Source organism: Paenibacillus sp. FSL H3-0310 (assembly GCF_038002785.1).
GTDB classification, from domain to species: domain Bacteria; phylum Bacillota; class Bacilli; order Paenibacillales; family Paenibacillaceae; genus Paenibacillus_AQ; species Paenibacillus_AQ odorifer.
Window position 1 is genome coordinate 608,966 of the sequence record NZ_JBBODC010000002.1, and the last position, 17,643, is coordinate 626,608.

A 17,643-nucleotide genomic window follows, 5' to 3' on the forward strand; every position below is an offset into this window, starting at 1 on the left:
TGTATATTTGTATCCATAAGATAACACCGGAACGTTGATTTGTCGGTAGATCAGTCGTACAAATAGTGGACAAACCCGACTTATTGATTGCTAGGAGGACCGCATGACCTACTTAAAAATAAATGCAGATGTACCTGTTCATTTTACAGCGGCAGGTGAATTTATCTCAGAAACACCATGGAAGCATGTGGAGCGTGTTATGGGGAACTACGAACTAATCATTGGCGTGAACGAAACGGTATATTTGAGTGAGGAGAACAAACAATTTGAAGTAGGTCCTGACGAAGCTTTTCTGCTCATGCCTAATCGCACACATGTCGGCTATAGAGAGTCACGACCCGGGGTTAAGTTTTATTGGTTTCATTTCGAACTGACAACCGAGGGGTTATTACTGAGTGAGGAGGAAATGAAGCCTGAGGCAGAAGAAATCTTTTCGCGCACACAGCGCTTATGGTCCGTACATGATCTATATCTGCCCCAAATCATAAAAATCGAACATAGTGACCGGATTCATATTCTGGCGAATCAAATCCTTCATGTGGCCAACTCGGGGTATTTAACCTATTCCAGCGTTAATTATTTGCTGACCTCGCTTTTAATTGAGCTGTCTGAGCATGCACTTCAGCCGTTCGCCAGTAAGCTGATCCGCGCACAGCAAGATGTCACCTTCGTCAAAATAGCTGAGTGGACAAGGATACATGCAAGCGAACCGCTTACCGTGGCCATCATCGCGGATAAATTCAATTACAACAAGGACTATCTAGCTCGGCTATTTAAACAGCATACCTCCATGGGGCCATTAGAATATATCCATTCAGTACGTGTGACTAAAGCGAAGGAGCTACTAACCAGAACCGCATTAAGCGTGAGGGACATCGCGACAGAGACGGGGTTCACCGACGATAAATATTTCATGCGCCTCTTCCGAAAATACGAAAACATGACGCCCACCCAATATCGTAACGCTTATCATAAGACGTTTATGAATAATGACTGAAGTAAAGCCACCCCTAAATATGGAGTGGCTTCTTGTTTGGGTATTGTCTATTGGATAGAATGAACTTCACACCAATTACGTAGGAATTGCAGATTAGTATTGAAGTAATGATCGTTTTGCCACCCGCAACTCCAAACCTGTGCGTTCCCTGTGTGCAGACCCATCAACCATATCTCCCGGATAGCAACAAATATAGGGATTGCCTTTAAATCGTTCTCAGATAATACTTTATGCTTTTGGTATGAGTTCAGGAAAACAGTCCATTGTTCATTGTCAAAATGCTCTCGTTCTTTCCCTCTAACCCTTGACCACAGAAACACGGAAACATCATAGGCCCTCCAGCCAAAACCTCCGCAATCAAAGTCGAAATGAGTCAGGGTATCCTCGTAGAAATGTACGTTCGCTCCATGAAGATCACCATGACATGCCCCCCAATCCAGCTCTGATGAGATTTCAGCTATGCTATTTGCCAATACTTCCGACAAAGATTCTAGATAATCGATATCCTCTTGCCTGTGGGATAAAGGCTTGCGAATCGATTGAAGCGGTTCTTGAAGCAGATGATCCAGATTAAGCGTAAATCTTTGCTGCCCACATTCGAAATCATCCATAGCCAGATGCATCTTAGCCACTTGTTCACCGTATAATTCACAGCTAGCTTTTTCATCGGAATAATTGCCTTTTGCAAAAGTAAACAGAACTGCGTAACGTGTTCCTTCAGGAGCCTCCAGCTCAATTAGGTAACCACCATCCCTGCTGATTACCGGAGCCGATACCGGGATATTCTTCTTATTTAAGTGATTCAATAACTCCACTTCAAAATCAATCTCATGTTTATTTCGCCAATGAGCTTTATAGATCCTAAGAATGTATTTATCAATAGAGGTCTTTAGTAAATAGGTATCATTAAGTCCGTTCTCATAAAAACTACACTCCAGAACATCCCCGATTTCATAAAGATCATTAATTACGGGTACTATGGCATGGGAAGAAATTACGGAATGATACACCGGCAGTTTCAGCATATAAATCACCCTTCAACGTTAATTACTACTCACTATTTATTTTCACGTTTGGCCCGTATAAAGGCGAGGGATTTATTAAATATAGCTAAACTTTCCGCATCGTTAATTTAATTGCTCTATAATGCTCTGCTTCGATATTGATCGTCTAACAAACTGAACCATACCAGTCTGGACAAGTAAAATAACCAAGAAATACAGGAAAATAGCACTCCAAGGGAATTGGTATTGAATGTAGGAAAGCCCCCCCATATTCCCTGCACTCTTACTTATCATGTATCCCATTAGATTGCCCGTAAAAAGAGCCATCGTAAAGCTTCCAACCACTAAAAATCCTGTTTCATAGGTTAACATAGCCATTAATTGTTTTCGGCTCATTCCTATGGCTTGCATAAGGCCTAGCTCCCCTTTTCTTGCAGAAATAGTGGTGATTATGGTGTTCAAGAGATTGATCATACTGAATACTGCTATAAAAACCATAAAACTATACACTGAAATAGTGATAGTTCTAAAAGCAATTCTATTGGATTCCACAACTTCGGAAAAAGACAATAATTTGAGTGTATCCTCATTGAGAATCACACCCTCTAACTCACTCTTTATTGACTCTTCATTCGATTTATCCATAGTAATAACTTCGTAGCTCTTATTGCTATTAAAAGGGGCTACAGTTTGCATTACTTTGGGTGGAAGATAAAATGAAGTTCCTGAATTCTTATCCGTAATATCTCCAATGATCTCAAAATCATGTTTGGCCTTCTCCTGATCATTAGCAATTATGAATGAAATATGATCACCGACAGCGTAATGAGCCCCGTAATAATCTAAGTCACTACTGGCGCTGTTAAGGAGTATGTAGGATGCATCCGACGAATCAACATCTGGGATCTTCCCCTCAGCCAAATGACTACTCCATCTTTCGTTGTTTAACGTAGGGATATTCTCAATACTGACTATCGCGGCCCCGTCATCCGTTTTTATTCCTTCGATAGCAGCTTCAATATACTGATGTTCGATTACGTCCTCAACTTCATTTATAGCTAGGATTTTATTTTTTAAAGAAGTAGATAGTTGCCCTTCCGTCTGAAGATCACTTAATGAGGTTGTTTCAGAATACAACTCATTATTAATTTGAATATCAAACCGACCATGATTCGGAAAATATTTCTCTGCTTTTGAGATTGGATCGACCGAGTTTAATAATGTCCCCAAGGAAACAAATAGCGTTCCGCTTAAAAAAAGAGACAGCAAAGTTAACACCGTCTTTTTCCTGCTTCTTGATAAGTTCAATGCAGCTAAAGAAAATGGTGTGAGTCTTTTCGAGTTTCTTTTCTCCTTTTTTGTATTAACATCGGCATCTACATGTCTAATCGCTGTTATAGGAGAGATTCTTGATGCGAATTTAGATGGTGCGTTTAATGAAGCTCTAACTGTTACTTTGGTGAGCAAACCGGCTAAAAAGGCAAGTGAAAAACTTGGAACTGCATTCCAGTGAAAGCCACTTAAAATCCAGCTCATTAAACATCCTAAGATAACTCCAATAGGGATATATTTTCTTGAAAGATTTTTCCCTTCATATAGAACTAGCTGTTTTATCTGCTTTTTTGTTGCACCGATTGCTCTAAGTTGTCCGTATTGTTTAATTCGCTTAGTAATTGAAATATAAAAGATATTGTAGATAACTAGCCAACAAGCCAGTGCGATGATCAGCATGATAGACAGGATGGATATCACAGTGCTTCCTGACAGATTATTACTGTCCACATTTACATTATTGATCTGAATATTTCTCTCAGAGATACCCATTCGCTGCCCTATTTCTTTGATTTTTGACTTCAGTTCCTCGTTGGAATAACTGCTGCTGTTGTTGATGCTAATTGCCGCGGAGAAATCCTCTTTGGAAAGAAATGGATCTGCCTCAACGAACGCGCTTGATACCAGAGCATTGTAGCCGATTCGATTCTCGTTACCTGATGCGGTTGTTTGCAGAATTCCAGAAATCACAAATTGGCTGGTTTGAAATTCTTTGCTGGCATTGTTTCTAAATTGCAAAGAAATAGAATCGCCAAGCCCCAGGCTTCGATCATCGGATAACTGAAAGTCTTTTTCTATTGCAATTTCATTTTCTTTTGTAGGGAACTTCCCCAGAACGATATTGGCATTTGATAAATCCATCATGGCTTGATCCGTGTAGAGAATGGACAATAGGCGTTCCTCTTTTTTCTCTCTGCCTATTTCCTTATAGAGTCCGATTTTATTAATTCCCTCTATTTCTTTCAATCGTGAGATTTCATTGTTATTGAGATTATAGAATAAAGCCTGGAAATTCGACTCATGTTGTAGGTTAGTAAAAGAATTATAACCAAAGGTCATTACAACAGTTAATAAAAACGCAGCTAAAGCTATCACACTGCCTACAAAGTAATTTTTGGTTTTTTCCGCTTTTAAATTTGCTTTTGCAATTCTTATCATTGCTGTTTTATTCTGTATGGACATTGATACATCATCCTCCTATCGTATAACGAATATTCCTCCCTTTGCATCATCAAGTGAATACTTTCACTATTTATTCTATAGATAATATTCTCCAACAAAGATCAATCACCCTTTAAATAGATGATATATACTATATTTACTATTCATATAATATATGGATACAACAAAAAAGACTTCCCCCTCTGGAGCGTTTGAGTATCTCCAAGTTAGTGGAAGTCTTTTTATGCTCAATATGCCTTGTGTAGCAAACATTTAGATTAATAAATTACGCCTCGGTACTTCTCTCCTGAAGCGCACCGACCAACGGATTCCACCGCCAGCGCGGAGTCAATCCTTGCAGATGTACACCTCCAAACCACTCATCGCTGCCATTCTTCTGCACCCAGTCTTCGTTTCCAGCTATTACACTCTTACCTAGCTCTGTTAATACAAGCTCACAGTCTTTAAATTGCATTACTGAATCGTTATAAACAGGGAACTCATTGCATCCATGAGTTTGTAGCAAAGGGTACGTGCCTTGTACCATCTTTCTTAGGATATGCCAATATTGCAAGTCGCCCATTCCCAAGATATGAAGCTTATCACCCACATTTTTGAACAGCTCATAGGGTGATTTTATTCCCTCATGGATCATCTCCAGCGTGATTTGTTCTACGATGCCAAGTCCGTTTGTAGTAGAAGGAAAGCGCGATAAATGCGCCCGGAAGGCGTCATGTGCAAAGGGTAAAGCCGACGTATCTATAGTTAATCGTGGTGACAGCAATTCTGGATTCGGTGATACATAGGCTTCCCAGAGTGCTTGACCTGCTTCTAATTCTTTGGCTCCGATTAGCTTCCATGTGCCTGATAATGTTTCCATCTGCTCTATAGAAAGTTGTCCAAGTCCTCGAAATAACTTTATTCCCGGATACTCTCCAATGCATAGTAAGCTTAGCTTGGTGGTTAACATTTTCTGCTTCGAGAACCAATGGAGTAAATAACTGAGCATCGTCTGATCGAAAAGGTCATGCTCGAACCATAACACCACTTCTTCATATTTATGGAAATCAGCTAAAATCTTCTCTTGCCTCTCACTATTGGCGATAAATTCCCTCTGCGGAATCCCCATCGTTTGTTCCAAATATTGCGCTCGAACAGCGCGGTTATCTCCATCGGCAGAATCCAAGAATACCGGCCCATGCGAATATACCTCTCTCCACACTAGTACATCACCTTTCACGATTCCTTGCCGCAGCTTCTCTCCCACTACATCTCCATTTACAATGTGAAGCACAGCTTTTCCCCCTTCGTACAAATGGTTGAATACGGAAAGAACATCTGCCACAGGCAATGCACCTTTCAGCTTGCGGCGGGCATCAAAAAGTCGCTTCTTCAACACCGAAACCGAAGTCCCCAGAAAGTCAGCAATCTCTTGTAGTGAGTAGCCTTGAAAATAATATAATTGAACGGCAATCCGCATATTGGAAGTTAATGCAGCTATAGACTCGTGAACCAGCCGCTGGGTTTCCTTTTTTTCAATAATATCTGCTATAGAAAATGAAGATTCTGTCGCTTGCGCAGCTTCCTCGTAGGGTAATGCAGGATGCTGCTTTCTTCGCAAGATGCGATAACATTGCCGCACCACAATAGCTTTAAACCAGCCCGGGAATGCCTCTACTGCTCGTAATTTATTCAAATGCAAAAAGGCTTCTGTGAAAGCTTCCTGCACAGCATCTTCCGCTAATTGATAGTCACGCAGCTTTTCGAACGCAACTGCATTGGCCATCGGTGTAAAGTGCTTAACAATCTGTTCAAAAGCTTGTCGGTCTCCTTGTTTAGCCTCTTCTATATACTGAAGCATCTGTCCTCCGCTCCCTTCTTCCGTATTATATACAAGTGCCAATGAAGTTCCTAAAGGTTACGGATGGGATTGAAAAGTCAGACGTTATTTATTTTTTCCTATTACATCCTTTGCAACTTCTAGAGCTGAAGAGGCTCGCGGCCAACCTACATAAAAAGAAAGGTGGGTGATGGCCTCCACGATTTCTTCAAGTTGTAAGCCGTTCTCTAAAGCCAAGTGCAGATGATAGGGGAGTTGTTCCGTCATGCCCCCCATCACCAAGGCAGAAATCGTAATCATGCTACGATCCCGAAGTGATAATTGCTCACGTCTCCATAAGTCCCCAAATAACACATTTTCCGAGTAGTCGACGAATGCCGGAGCGAACTCCCCTAACGATTCCCGTACATTTGTGACGATTTTCTGATGCGCCATATTACACCTCCCTAACCGGAGGTTGTAGCATTTGAGCAACACCGTTACCAAACGACCAATCTTCGAATTCCGTATCGACGAGCACAATGAATATATCTTCTTTTCTGATGTTTAGCGTCATCGATAATTCCTCGGCTAGCCTCGCGTAAAAGCTTTTCTTCTGTTCCGTTGATCTTCCGGATTTTAGCGTAACTTGGATATATATCAGTCCGTCGCTTCGTTCAATATTTAAATAATCTTTACTATAAAAAAATTCCCCCGCTTTATGCGCATGAAAAACCTGAAACATATCATCCTCCGGTACATGGAAATGCTGAATTAACGCGCTCATAATCGCTCTGCATATTCCTTCTAGCTGATGAGTGTCGTATTGTTGCTCCAGATAACTGACTCTAATGAATGGCATTATAATTCACTCCTTCTTTGGAATTCTTTTATTGTACTCTCAGTATTTTGATTTATATAATTGAATAAGATAATAATCTTAATCAATTATACCGATAGAGGTGACAATCGATGGATCTAAAAGAACTGATGGCTTTTAAGACCATTCTTCAAGAAGGCACTTTCTCACGCGCTGCAGAGAAGTTGAATTATGCACAGTCTACTATTACCAACCAAATTCAACGACTTGAAAAAGAACTGGGCATACAACTCTTTCACAGAGGCTGGGAAGTAGAACTGACAAGTGCCGGGCAAGTTTTTGCAGGGGAAATCGATAACCTTATTCAACATTGGAACTATGTAACAGAACTCACCAAAGCTTTACAGCATGACGAAATTGGTACACTTCATATCGGAAGCATTGAATCCATGATGGAATCCGTCCTACCGAACGCCTTGCGAAAGTTTCAGGAGCAAAAACCAAAGATGGCATGTAACTTCATTCAGGGTAACACTGATTCCCTCTCACAACTTGTTCTACAAAGAGAACTGGATTTCGCCATCTGCGGTGAGCCGTCCGACCTGTCTTTCTTTTATTTCGAACCGCTTTATCACGAGAAAATCGCTTTTATAGTAGATGAAAATCATCCTTTAAACGGACGAGACGAGATTTCATTTCGAGAAATTCTTGAATATCCAATTATAGCTGGAGGACGCACTTGCTTATATTACCTTCGGTTAGCTAAGCAATTTTCGAGATTCGAATCAAAGCCCACTTTATCCACCATAAGCCAAATTTCTGCTATTCCTCATTTTGTAAGAAAGAACCCTGGGGTGGGGGTAGTGCTTGATTCGACAGCTTTAATGACAGATATCGTAAAAATAGATGTTGAACTAAGCGAGCCGTTCATTCAAGTGGGTATATTGCAGCGGCGCAACCGAGAATATCTAGCAACATCATCTAAAGAACTAATCCTACAAATCATAAAAGAAGAAATTGAGAGGATTAGTAATGCTAATCCTACGCTCCACATTTGAACCTCAAGCTAGTTCCATATATGATAGCTTTATCATCGTTATCAGGGGAGGATTCATAGAAGTGGCAGTATTAATCAATGAACAAATCAGAGCATCCGAAGTAGTTCTTACAGGACTTAGGGGTGAGAAGCTGGGTATCGTCTCACGGGAAGAGGCGCTGGCCATGGCCAGATCAGCGGGAGCTGATCTGGTATGCACCTCGCTAATGAGCAGCCCACCGCCCTGCAGCCTAACTGCAAAGGGCAAAGCAAAAGCGGCCGCGCAGAAAGAAGCAGCCTCAGCACGCAAGGCCAGTGGTGGCTCAGCTGCAAAGGGCGGCAGCAAGGAGAAGGTCAAAGAGCTCCGCTTCACTGCTCATATTGAAGAGCATGACTACGATACGAAGCTCCGTCAGGCCGAGAAGCATCTACGCTCCGGCAAGCCGGTGCAATTAGTTGTCAAAGCATCCGGTGCGAAGGAAGCTGCTGCCTCCAAGGCCGTATTGGAACGACTAGTGACTGACTTGAAGGAAGTTGGAACGAAGGAAACTGGCATACAGACAGGCGGCAAAGGTTCACAGGTGAAATTAAATCCACGGTGAAGAGTGGAATTTCAGATAATTTAGGCTCAAAACCAAAATTAGTAGACCATTTCATGAAAAAGCTGCTGCTATCAGCAAATGTAGCTTAATTGCGAGCAGAATTCAGAATTGCGTTTGGACACCACAGCCCTTATTCGTAACTATTTCGCTGTTCTGGGATGCTAACGGACTTCAGAGACTTTATATCACTAAAATAGCACGATATTCCCTCCATTTATGGAAAATAAGATCTCTCGAGTCCGCAACTTCCTCCAAAAGGCTTAAAATGTACAAATAGCTGCATCTAAGTCCGTTAGCACAATAGCAAGTGGAAATCAGGAACTGGGCAAGGGGCATGATTCTTATATGCAAGCAAAAGCGCCTTCGGTGCCCCTAAAGGACGGTAAGCGTTTATGCGAGAAATAGAAGGATAATGTATCGTGCCAAACTTATACTTTCTTGTATTATTAAAAAAGGCCATCCTCTACAGGATGGCTTTTCACTTCATAGACAATGTTCTTGCTCGCTCTTAATCAGTCACCTTAAACATGATTACCCATTAATCCCCTTGGGCGATAGTTCATACCCCCAGCATAGAGGTGGGAGACATCTCCCAATCCAATACATCTGGGAACTGCATAGTGCTCGCTGCGCTCTTCAAACAAGATCGTCGTTACCGAGCTTGGAGCAAGCCAAAATACGGACCAAGCCAAGGCTAAAGGAATCTGCAATAAATGGGCTAGCCATGCAAGGCCAAAGCCACCATGACACACAACTCCAATCTTCTTGGTAGAAGGCTCGAGGATACGATATAGGCCATCTTCTCTTTTATAGTGGTGGCGAAGCAAGAATTGATCTGAAGCCGCTTGTAGTTCGCTAAACCGCAATTTGTATTCCTCTTGTTTTAACCAATGATCTGTTTGATCAGACCATTCTCTTTTTCCACTCGATAGTTCACTAATATGTTCTCCGGGACTATCCCATATAGGCGCCATTTGTCCATCCAACATAACCCCTGTCCAATCCAATTCACAAGTCCAAGGTTCTGTCTGAATTACAAGTCCCGTCTCTTTGGCCACATAACTTGCTGTTGTCTGTGCTCTACCCAATGGTGAAGCATATAATTCATCCAGTCCGATAAATCCCATGCGTTTTCCCAATGCCGCTGCTTCCTGATGCCCGAATTCCGTTAGATCATCTATGGAATAGTCCGGATCACCATGACGAATCAGAAATATTTGCATAACAATGCCCTCCTCCCCTCAAATCCAGCCTTTTTCTTCCGCCAGCCGTACCGCCTCAATCCGGCTTTTCACTTCCAGCTTATTGAGTATTTCAGAGATGTAATTGCGGACAGTGCCATAAGAGAGATGCAGCGAAAAGGCTATCTCGCTCGCGGTTTGCCCTTCTCCAGCCAGTTTTAAAATCTCGCGCTCCCGTGCTGTTAATGGATTCTCCTCCCGCAGACTGCCGAAGACTAACTCAGGAGATACCTCCCGATGTCCAGCCATGACACGACGAATAGATTCAGCTAGCTTATCTACAGGCTCGTCCTTCAACAAATACCCTTGAATACCAGCCTTTACTCCACGCTCAAAATACCCTGGACGGGCAAAGGTGGTCAAAATAATAATTCGGGTCGGACAACCCTTACTCCGCAATATTTCTGCAACCTCCAGCCCGCTCTTGAACGGCATTTCAATGTCCATGAGACAGACATCTGGCTGAAGCTTGTCGATTAAAGCTAACGCCTCCGCCCCATCACAAGCTTCTCCGACTACTTCGATATCGTCTTCAAGATCCAGCAAAGAAGCCATCGCTCCCCGAAGCAGACGTTGGTCCTCCGCTATAACAATGCTTATCATGCAGTCTCACCCCCTTGTGCATCTTTTACGATTAGCGGGATGGTAACGATCAGCGTAGCTCCCTGACCCTCAGCTGAGCTTAGTGACAGGGAGCCATTAATCAGGGATAGACGCTCTGCCATTCCCTTCATGCCATTTCCATCGCTAAGCCCACCATTCCCTCTCTCCCCATGCTGTAGACCAATGCCGTTATCCTTAACGGTAATTCGCACTTCTCCAGCCAGCTTTGCCACTCCTATGAAGCATTTGTCCGCTCTACTATGCTTTACGATATTAGTCACTGCTTCTTTGATACAGAGGCTAAGGATATTTTGCGTCAGGTCGGATACCCCCTCCAGAGAGATATCCCCTTCCACTTCTAAGGCGATCTCTGCCGTTCGCAGCATCTCTCCAGCCTCAGCCAGTTCCTCTGCTACTGAGATCGCTCGCATTTCCGACACTAGCTCACGCACTTGACGGAGCGCAGCCCGTGAAGTGCGCTGAATTTCTCGTGCTTCCTCTTGAGCTCGCTCCGTATTTTTCGTCACCAGCTTCTCTACGAGTTGGCTCTTTAACGTAATCAGGGACAAGGTATGGCCAAGGGTATCATGCAGGTCACGGGCGATTCGCATTCGTTCCTCACGCTTCACCAGCTCTTTAATCACCTCATTCGCTTGATCCAGCTCTTTCTCCAGCTTCTGATTCCGATTCATGGACCTCACTCCGAACGGACTAATCAACATAATAATAATAAACGGAGCTAAAAACATCACGCTTCCCCACTCCATCTCACGACCCACTAAGACCAGCACCGAAAGGATCATGATCACAAAAGAAGCAAATGCAATTTTGAACCCTTTATTCTCCGTATAATATGCGATAAAATTTGCGGTGAAAAAGCCCATGTACAGATTATAGGGGGTATAGAACAAACTAAGCACCACGATGATTAACATTTGAATAAATAACCAAACATTAAACACTCCACCCCGCACCCAATACAGCTGGCGATAGCTGAGGGCAAACACCGCTATCATAATCCCGCCCAGGATGAGCTTCATTCCAGTCTCCCCGCGCAAATTCAGGATGGGCAAAACCAGATAAACAGCCCATACAAAAGGGAAAAAACCCTGTTTTTGTGGAAATAACCGGAACTTCGCACGCTCAGACATTCATTCACACCGCTTCCTGTTTTTTTCGAATATAGACCGATAGTAACATAAAAACTACCAAATATCCGAGTAAAATCAAGACATTACTCCATGTCGGAGCTGAGCCACGAACGATTTCCCAGGCTCCATTCCCATAGTTATAGGAAGGCAACCAATGACCAATCCGCTGCATTAATCGTGGCAGTATCTCAATCGGCATCCACATGCCTCCTGCTACAGCAAGAGCCATATAAATCACGTTGCTGACTCCACTGGCTGTATCCACCCGTTTCATAGCACCTACAAGCGTACCAATCGCTAAAAATGGTAGAGAACCGATCAGGATCCACAGCCCGCTAAGCACCCATTGACCTGCGGATAAAGAGACGCCATTGATTAAATAGCCTGCGATAAAAATACAAATGACCGAAAACAGATGCATCATCGTCTGTCCGAACATTTTTCCGAAAAAATAGATCGATCCCGGCAGCGGTGTAATCCGAATAAAGGTGGTCCAGCCTTGTGTTCGTTCTTGCACCAACCGGATGCCAAGCGTCATAATGGCTGAGCCCATTACACTGAAGGTCGCCATAGACATTAAATAATGAGCACGCCACGTTAGGTCATCGCTACCTGTATTGACCACCCGGGTGAAGATGAAATAGAACATGATGGGCATGAGCAAAGACCAGAACACATAATAGGGATTACGGATGATCCGCAGCATTTCCGCTTTACACTGTACAGTAATTAGTCTCATGGTTAGACAGCCTCCTCTTGGTTCATGGTCAATTGTTCAAAAGCCTCATCCAAACGTCCCTGATCAATTCGAACATCTTTCACAGGAAGTCCAGCCACAAAAATCGCTTTAAGCGCCTCATCTGTATCCTCTGTGGTCACGTGAATGCGGCCATCTTTTTCATAACAATCCTCTATAGCAGCTAGGTCTAGCAGGTTTCTGCGCAATTGCGAGCGATCACCCACAGGCAGGAAGGACACGGAACGCTTCACAATCCGCGATTTAATCTCATCTGGACTTCCGTCCGCAACTAAGTGGCCTTTACTGAATAACAGAATACGATCCGCGATATCTTCTGCTTCCTGCAAATAATGGGTCGTGAACACAATCGTTTTTCCTTGCTCTGCAAGTCCACGAACCGTTTCCCAGAACCGCCGCCGGGAAGTAATATCAAGTCCGACTGTAGGTTCATCGAAAAAGATCAGCTCCGGATTACCCGCGAGGGCTAGCGCAAAGCCCAAACTACGCTTTTGACCGCCCGAGAGCTTCTCGGCGTATCTATTCAAATCGGCTGGCGCAAGTCCAGTAGCCTTAATTAGAAACTCCACATCCATAGGCTTTGGATAATAACTGCGGATCAGATCAATGATCTCCCGCACCTTTAGCCGATCCATTACACTTACCTCCTGCAGCATCGCTCCAGTCTTTTCACGTACTGCTTTATCCTTCGGATGATGACCGAACAACTCCACTGTACCCTCGGTAGGCTCTATTAGCCCCAGCAGCATGCCTAATGCCGTTGTTTTACCCGCTCCGTTCGGTCCCAGAATAGCTGTAATCGAACCTTTAGCAATGTTAAAGCTGATATTATCTACGGCCTTTTTATCCTTATATATTTTGCTGACCCCGTGCATTTCTATAATATTATCCATAACGTAATCCCTCCGCTTCCGAATGCGTTTGATCTATTTCAATCATATGGAAAAAGAAGACATGACATTAGTATGGACTGTCATTTCTTTAAGATGACAACTGTCACCTTCCTGGCTTCGAATAAAAAAAAGAGGCTGCCCTATCAGTAGAATAAACTACTAATAAGGCAGCCTCTTTAGGTGAAGAGAGTTTAGTTATCTCCGGAGGAATCCTTTTTCCAGCAGGAACTCCTTCATATGCAGCCGTGCTGGCTGTGCCAATCGCTCCGCCATAATGGCCGACCAAGGGGTGTCTTTGGCGCCGTGGGTCCGCTCACGCATATAGTCTGAGGAGACTTTATCGTAAGTTTTGACCTGCTCCACAGTGGTTTCCGCATTATAGCGATTACGATGCAGAACAGCCTCTAGTGGAAGCCGCGGACGCAGGCCCGAAGCTCCGTCAGGATAACCTACACACATCCCGAATATCGGATAGACCAATTCAGGCAGTCCCAGCAATTCCGATACCTCCGCGATCCGGTTACGGATTCCACCGATATATACAATTCCAAGTCCTAGTGATTCCGCAGCCACTGCAGCATTCTGTGCAGCAAGCGCAACATCAACGGTAGCTACAATCAGGTTCTCAGCAGAATCTTCATAAGAAGTCTCTCCCTGCAAATGAGGTTTCGTCACCTCGCGCAGCCGATACAGATCAGCGCACCAGACCAAAAACACTGGGCATTGTTCTATATAAGCCTGATTGCCCGCTAGTCCCGCAAGCTCCGTCTTTAGTGCCGGGTCAGTAATTGCAATAACACTATAAGCCTGAACATTACTTGAGGTTGAAGCCATCTGAGCTGCTCCAATAATAGCGCTAAGCTGATCTTCACTTACTGGCTTATCCTGAAACTTGCGGACAGATGCATGTTTCATTAACAGAGAAATTGTATCGTTATTTACTTGCACTGTGGCCACTCCCTAAATAGTGATGGTGATATTACAGCTTTACCCGCTGTAGCCGAAGTGCATTCAAAACAACAGACACGGAGCTAAATGCCATCGCAGCTCCTGCCAGCCATGGGGCTAGAAACCCAAGTGCAGCAATCGGTATTCCTATTGTATTGTAAGCAAGCGCCCAGAACAAATTTTGTTTAATATTTCTCATCGTTTTGCGGCTCATCATGATCGCATCAGGAATACTCTTCAGATCCCCGCGCATCAGCGTAATATCAGCTGCTTCCATAGCTATATCCGTTCCTGTCCCAATCGCCATACCCGTATCGGCAGTAGCCAGTGCCGGAGCATCGTTGATCCCATCCCCAACCATGGCAACCTTAGTCCCATTCTGTTGGAGCTTGCGAACCTCTTCAGCTTTGCCCTCTGGCAGAACCTCTGCTAACACTTTCTCGATCCCTGCCTGCTTCGCAATAGCCTCAGCTGTAATTTTATTGTCACCAGTGATCATTACGACTTCAATACCCATATCATGGAGCGCGGCTACAGCCGCTTTTGAGGTCGGTTTAATCGTATCAGCAACGGCCACAATCCCAGCGATTTCACTCTCTACCGCTACTAGCATAGCTGTCTTTCCCGACTCCTCCAGCTTCTTCATAATTGGAGTCCATTCTGTGATATCAAGCTGATGATCTTCCATCATCCGCCGCGTGCCTACCATAACCTGCTGATCGGAGACAACGGCCATAATTCCACGTCCGGGCACATTATCAAACTGCTCAGCAGTAGGCAAAGCCAAACCTCTATCAGCAGCGCCAGCAACAATAGCTTCCGCAAGTGGATGCTCAGATAGCTTTTCAGCAGCTGCAGTTAAAGCTAACAATCGGTTTTCTGCGTTTTCTTTTCCATAAGCTGCAATTCCAGTAGTAGTCACAACATCGGTAAGCACGGGTTTACCATTCGTCACTGTACCTGTTTTATCTAGCACAACGGTCTGAATCCCTTGCGCTCCCTCTAAATGCTCCCCGCCCTTGAAGAGAATTCCAAGCTCTGCTGCCCGGCCCGATCCTGCCATAATGGAGGTTGGCGTTGCCAGACCTAGCGCACATGGACAAGCGATTACGAGCACTGCAATGGCTTTTTCGAGGGCATCAGCGAACTGGCCAGGGGCTGCCCAGAAATACCAGATCAGAAAAGTTATTACGGCAATACCCACAACAATCGGCACAAAAATCCCTGAGATTACATCGGCAATCCGCTGAATCGGAGCTTTGGAGCCTTGAGCTTCCTCCACTACTCGGATAATTTGAGCCAGCGCAGTGTCGCGACCCACTTTATTGGCTTTGATTCTCAAGATACCGTTCTTATTCATAGTGGCACCGATCACGGTATCCCCTGGTTTTTTCTCCACAGGAATACTTTCTCCGGTCAACATCGACTCATCCACAGAAGAAGACCCCTCGACAACTTCGCCATCCACAGGTACCTTTGTTCCGGGCTTCACCAATACAATATCACCAGGAATAACTTCATCTGTCGGGATATTCATTTCTTGCCCATCCCGAATTACGAGGGCGGTTTTTGCCTGAAGACCCATTAAGCTTTTGATTGCGTCAGAGGAACGGCCTTTCGCCAGCGCCTCAAACCATTTACCGACAAGGATAAGTGTAATGAGTACAGCACTCGTCTCATAATACATTTCTACAGTATGATTCATTCCCTTCATACTTAAGGAATCAATAGTCAGATAAAGACTGTAGAAATAAGCTGCCGACGTCCCTAATACGACCAACACATCCATATTGGCACTCCGGTTACGAAGGGCTTTATAAGCACCGACGTAGAACTGCCAACCGATGATAAATTGCACAGGGGTAGCCAGCACAAGCTGGAACCAAGGATTCATAAATATATCCGGTGTTGGAATCCAGCCGGTGAAGGAGAAATGACCCGCCATCGCCCATAACAATGGGAACGAAAGAATTGCAGAAATGATCCATTTCCACTTTTTATGCTGAATTTCTTTTCCACGACGATCCACATGATCCTTGCGGTCTTCTTTAAGAGAAGCTTTATAGCCGATACTGCTTACCTTCTCCATGATCTCCCTTGGACTGATATTACCGGGTGTATATTCTACATGTGCTGTTTCCAGCGCTAAATTCACATTAACTGCTGCTATACCCGGTGTACGGCTCAACACTTTTTCAATCCGTGAGGAACAAGCAGCACAGGTCATCCCCGATATATCAAAATCCGCAGATTCTTTAATAGTGTCATAACCAAGAGAACGGATTTTATCTTCAATTTGTGGCAACCCTGATACTGTCGGATCAAATCCAACAGTAGCCTGTTCCAAGGCTAGATTCACATTCGCACGAGATACGCCGTCCATCCGGGACAAACCCTTCTCAATTCGGGTTGCACAAGCGGAACAGGTCATGCCTGTAATCTGTACAGTTGCCTGCTGTTCGGTTGGTGAAGCTGTTGTTTTGGTTTTATCCATGATTTCCACGCCTCCACATACCCCTATAGGGTATGATAATTTCTAAAAGAAAAGGCATTGGAGCTTTGGGTAGCTTCCCCATATCACTCCAAGCCTTATTACTGTGCTTCAAATTAAACTACGTCATACCCTTGATCTACAATTGCTTCTTTAATCGCACCAAGGCTTACTTTGTTCTCATCATACTCGACAGAAACTTTCTTAGCAGCAAGATCAACTTTAGCTGTGGCTCCAAGATTGCCTACGGCTTTCTCTACGGAGTTAACACAGTGACCACAAGACATTCCTTCAACGTTTAATGTAGCGTTTGACATTAATATAACCTCCAATAAATGTTGTGAAGCTATGCTCTAGAAGCATTAGCTTATTATTTCATTAATTTGTTAACCGTAATTAGGAGCTCGTCGATAACCTCATGTTCGCCAGCTTCGATTCGCTCAACAATGCAACTTTTCATATGTCCTTCTAACAGCATCTTACCGACACCATTTAACGCCGCCTGTACCGCTGCGAGCTGGTTGAGTACATCATCACAATAGGTATCCCGCTCAATCATACCCTTTACCCCGCGGATCTGGCCTTCAATCCGGTTGAGGCGCGTATTCAAGTTATTCTTGAATTCTGCCGAATGATGACTTTTTCGTTCTCCTGATGATGAAGAATGACAATTTATGTCGCAGGATTCTGCAGCTTGCTCTTTCTTGGCAGTAGACATAAGAATCAGCCTCCTTGGTTATAATATAATATACCCCCGTAGGGTATGTCAAGAGGCATTCCTAATTCAT

Annotated in this window: 17 protein-coding genes; 3 read left to right on the plus strand and 14 right to left on the minus strand. The window is 44.0% G+C overall.

Annotation, left to right across the window (positions count from 1 at the left end; translation table 11 throughout):
* The first annotated feature begins 103 nt into the window (after positions 1–103).
* Positions 104–997, plus strand: a complete 894-nt coding sequence (locus tag MHH63_RS22140; RefSeq protein ID WP_076124617.1) for an AraC family transcriptional regulator — start codon at positions 104–106, stop codon at positions 995–997.
* A 47-nt stretch (positions 998–1,044) separates the two neighbouring features.
* Here MHH63_RS22140 and MHH63_RS22145 read toward each other — a convergent pair whose 3' ends face one another.
* The 5 genes from MHH63_RS22145 to MHH63_RS22165 form a co-directional block, all read right to left on the minus strand.
* Positions 1,045–2,022: a phosphotransferase gene (locus MHH63_RS22145; RefSeq protein ID WP_076304317.1), complete on the minus strand. Its 978-nt coding sequence runs from the start codon at positions 2,020–2,022 to the stop codon at positions 1,045–1,047.
* A gap of 102 nt (positions 2,023–2,124) precedes the next feature.
* Positions 2,125–4,515 (minus strand): ABC transporter permease, encoded by a 2,391-nt coding sequence (locus MHH63_RS22150; protein WP_340394861.1) that lies wholly within the window; start codon positions 4,513–4,515, stop codon positions 2,125–2,127.
* Positions 4,516–4,780: 265 nt separating this feature from the next.
* Positions 4,781–6,355 (minus strand): sigma-70 family RNA polymerase sigma factor, encoded by a 1,575-nt coding sequence (locus MHH63_RS22155; RefSeq protein ID WP_076278971.1) that lies wholly within the window; start codon positions 6,353–6,355, stop codon positions 4,781–4,783.
* Positions 6,356–6,439: 84 nt separating this feature from the next.
* Positions 6,440–6,769, minus strand: a complete 330-nt coding sequence (locus tag MHH63_RS22160) for a carboxymuconolactone decarboxylase family protein (protein ID WP_076124622.1) — start codon at positions 6,767–6,769, stop codon at positions 6,440–6,442.
* Between the two features lies 1 nt (position 6,770).
* On the minus strand, positions 6,771–7,175 hold the full coding sequence (locus MHH63_RS22165) for a tautomerase family protein (protein WP_076124624.1): 405 nt from the start codon (positions 7,173–7,175) through the stop codon (positions 6,771–6,773).
* Between the two features lie 110 nt (positions 7,176–7,285).
* Between MHH63_RS22165 and MHH63_RS22170 the strand changes: the two genes are divergently transcribed.
* Both MHH63_RS22170 and infC read left to right on the plus strand, forming a co-directional pair.
* Positions 7,286–8,191 carry a LysR family transcriptional regulator gene (locus MHH63_RS22170; RefSeq protein ID WP_341172115.1) on the plus strand — a complete coding sequence of 302 codons (906 nt, stop codon included), beginning with the start codon at positions 7,286–7,288 and terminating at the stop codon, positions 8,189–8,191.
* 61 nt (positions 8,192–8,252) lie between these two features.
* Positions 8,253–8,771, plus strand: coding sequence for a translation initiation factor IF-3 (gene infC / locus MHH63_RS22175; RefSeq protein ID WP_076124627.1), 519 nt, complete (start codon positions 8,253–8,255; stop codon positions 8,769–8,771).
* Positions 8,772–9,292: 521 nt separating this feature from the next.
* On the opposite strand, the gene MHH63_RS22180 is transcribed toward infC, so the two are convergent.
* The 9 genes from MHH63_RS22180 to MHH63_RS22220 form a co-directional block, all read right to left on the minus strand.
* Positions 9,293–9,994: a histidine phosphatase family protein gene (locus MHH63_RS22180; protein ID WP_341172116.1), complete on the minus strand. Its 702-nt coding sequence runs from the start codon at positions 9,992–9,994 to the stop codon at positions 9,293–9,295.
* Positions 9,995–10,012: 18 nt separating this feature from the next.
* The gene (locus tag MHH63_RS22185) at positions 10,013–10,615 is read right to left on the minus strand and encodes a response regulator transcription factor (protein WP_036682756.1); all 603 of its coding nucleotides are present in this window, start codon (positions 10,613–10,615) and stop codon (positions 10,013–10,015) included.
* Positions 10,612–11,766, minus strand: coding sequence for a sensor histidine kinase (locus MHH63_RS22190; protein WP_341172117.1), 1,155 nt, complete (start codon positions 11,764–11,766; stop codon positions 10,612–10,614). The genes MHH63_RS22185 and MHH63_RS22190 overlap by 4 nt, the downstream gene beginning before the upstream one ends.
* A 4-nt stretch (positions 11,767–11,770) precedes the next feature.
* Positions 11,771–12,505, minus strand: a complete 735-nt coding sequence (locus MHH63_RS22195) for an ABC transporter permease (RefSeq protein ID WP_036682760.1) — start codon at positions 12,503–12,505, stop codon at positions 11,771–11,773.
* A 2-nt stretch (positions 12,506–12,507) separates the two neighbouring features.
* The gene (locus MHH63_RS22200; RefSeq protein WP_341172118.1) at positions 12,508–13,416 is read right to left on the minus strand and encodes an ABC transporter ATP-binding protein; all 909 of its coding nucleotides are present in this window, start codon (positions 13,414–13,416) and stop codon (positions 12,508–12,510) included.
* A gap of 195 nt (positions 13,417–13,611) precedes the next feature.
* On the minus strand, positions 13,612–14,364 hold the full coding sequence (gene nfsA, locus MHH63_RS22205; RefSeq protein ID WP_076310042.1) for an oxygen-insensitive NADPH nitroreductase: 753 nt from the start codon (positions 14,362–14,364) through the stop codon (positions 13,612–13,614).
* Positions 14,365–14,395: 31 nt separating this feature from the next.
* On the minus strand, positions 14,396–16,858 hold the full coding sequence (locus MHH63_RS22210; RefSeq protein WP_076282344.1) for a heavy metal translocating P-type ATPase: 2,463 nt from the start codon (positions 16,856–16,858) through the stop codon (positions 14,396–14,398).
* A 113-nt stretch (positions 16,859–16,971) separates the two neighbouring features.
* Entirely contained in the window at positions 16,972–17,172 is a 201-nt protein-coding gene (locus MHH63_RS22215) for a copper ion binding protein (RefSeq protein WP_076124634.1), read from the minus strand.
* Positions 17,173–17,225: 53 nt separating this feature from the next.
* A complete protein-coding gene (locus MHH63_RS22220; protein ID WP_076124636.1) occupies positions 17,226–17,573 on the minus strand; it encodes a metal-sensitive transcriptional regulator in 348 nt (115 codons plus the stop codon).
* Positions 17,574–17,643: the final 70 nt, after the last annotated feature.